This window comes from Pseudolactococcus chungangensis CAU 28 = DSM 22330, assembly GCF_002441885.1.
GTDB lineage: Bacteria > Bacillota > Bacilli > Lactobacillales > Streptococcaceae > Pseudolactococcus > Pseudolactococcus chungangensis.
On the sequence record NZ_JXJT01000053.1, the window covers coordinates 1 to 2,203 of the forward strand.

1 tRNA gene and 1 rRNA gene are annotated in these 2,203 nt (G+C 46.3%); both read right to left on the reverse strand.

The annotated features are described in order from the left end of the window. Positions 1-157: 157 nt before the first annotated feature. Positions 158-230: transfer RNA gene (locus RR45_RS10780), tRNA-Ala, on the reverse strand. 118 nt (positions 231-348) lie between these two features. Then, positions 349-1,905: ribosomal RNA gene (locus tag RR45_RS10785) — 16S ribosomal RNA — on the reverse strand. Between the last annotated feature and the right edge of the window lie 298 nt (positions 1,906-2,203).

A 2,203-nucleotide genomic window follows, 5' to 3' on the forward strand; every position in this document is an offset into this window, starting at 1 on the left:
TTTTTTTGAGGTGACGTATTACTACGCCACTTCTCGGTTTATTTCTTGTTATTTTAGAAATTGTTATTCAGTTTTCAATGATCAAATCTAGTTGAGTTTCTAGAAGCTAAACGCCTCTTTCAACATCCTAAGCCTATTTTTATGTCTTCGTTGACAATGGAGCCTAGCGGGATCGAACCGCTGACCTCCTGCGTGCAAAGCAGGCGCTCTCCCAGCTGAGCTAAGGCCCCTTCTTCTGTTAGAGAAGATTTTTACAGTTTTAGGTATAAACCTCTCAAAACTAAATAAAACAGAAACATTCCCAAATACAGTTATCCATGTTTTGCCTAAGCAAACATTTTTCCTTAGAAAGGAGGTGATCCAGCCGCACCTTCCGATACGGCTACCTTGTTACGACTTCACCCCAATCATCTATCCTACCTTAGACGGCTGCCTCCTAAAAGGTTAGCTCACCGGCTTTGGGTATTACAAACTCTCGTGGTGTGACGGGCGGTGTGTACAAGGCCCGGGAACGTATTCACCGCGGCGTGCTGATCCGCGATTACTAGCGATTCCGACTTCATGTAGGCGAGTTGCAGCCTACAATCCGAACTGAGATTGGCTTTAAGAGATTAGCTTGACATCACTGTCTTGCGACTCGTTGTACCAACCATTGTAGCACGTGTGTAGCCCAGGTCATAAGGGGCATGATGATTTGACGTCATCCCCACCTTCCTCCGGTTTATTACCGGCAGTCTCGCTAGAGTGCCCAACTTAATGATGGCAACTAACAATAAGGGTTGCGCTCGTTGCGGGACTTAACCCAACATCTCACGACACGAGCTGACGACAACCATGCACCACCTGTATCCCGTGTCCCGAAGGAACTTCCTATCTCTAGGAATAGCACGAGTATGTCAAGACCTGGTAAGGTTCTTCGCGTTGCTTCGAATTAAACCACATGCTCCACCGCTTGTGCGGGCCCCCGTCAATTCCTTTGAGTTTCAACCTTGCGGTCGTACTCCCCAGGCGGAGTGCTTAATGCGTTTGCTGCGTCACTTAGGGCTGGATAGCCCCAAACAACTAGCACTCATCGTTTACGGCGTGGACTACCAGGGTATCTAATCCTGTTTGCTACCCACGCTTTCGAGCCTCAGTGTCAGTGACAGTCCAGAGAGCCGCTTTCGCCACCGGTGTTCCTCCATATATCTACGCATTTCACCGCTACACATGGAATTCCACTCTCCTCTACTGCACTCAAGTCTAACAGTTTCCAATGCACACAATGGTTGAGCCACTGCCTTTTACATCAGACTTATTAAACCACCTGCGCTCGCTTTACGCCCAATAAATCCGGACAACGCTCGGGACCTACGTATTACCGCGGCTGCTGGCACGTAGTTAGCCGTCCCTTTCTGGTTAGATACCGTCACTTGATTAATTTTCCACTCTAATCAACGTTCTTCTCTAACAACAGAGTTTTACGATCCGAAAACCTTCTTCACTCACGCGGCGTTGCTCGGTCAGACTTTCGTCCATTGCCGAAGATTCCCTACTGCTGCCTCCCGTAGGAGTTTGGGCCGTGTCTCAGTCCCAATGTGGCCGATCACCCTCTCAGGTCGGCTATGTATCATCGCCTTGGTAGTCCATTACACTACCAACTAGCTAATACAACGCGGGTCCATCTCATAGTGTACCAGTTGGCACTTTCAAATAAAGATTATGCAATCTCTATTGTTATGCGGTATTAGCTATCGTTTCCAATAGTTATCCCCCGCTATAAGGCAGGTTACCCACGCGTTACTCACCCGTTCGCTACTCAACAAAGACGGTAGAGCAAGCTCTGGTGTCTTTGTTGCGTTCAACTTGCATGTATTAGGCACGCCGCCAGCGTTCGTCCTGAGCCAGGATCAAACTCTCATTTAAATGAGAACATATAACATATGCTCTAGCTTTTGTTTTTTTGTCCGTTCATTTCTGAACGATTTATTGTCGAATTGACAGTTTGTTGTCTATCGCTAAACAACTGCTGTACTTGGTTCGTTTCTGTTTTATTCAGTTTTCAAAGGTCTAGTTCGTTGACCGCGTTCTTACGAGACAACTATTTAATTCTACCAAAACTTTTTTGACTTGTCAACACTTTTTGAAAAGTTTTTTCTTTTTTCTTTTCGCTCGTTCGTGACCTGCCGTTTTGAGTACTTTATTATCTTATCAAATCTTACCA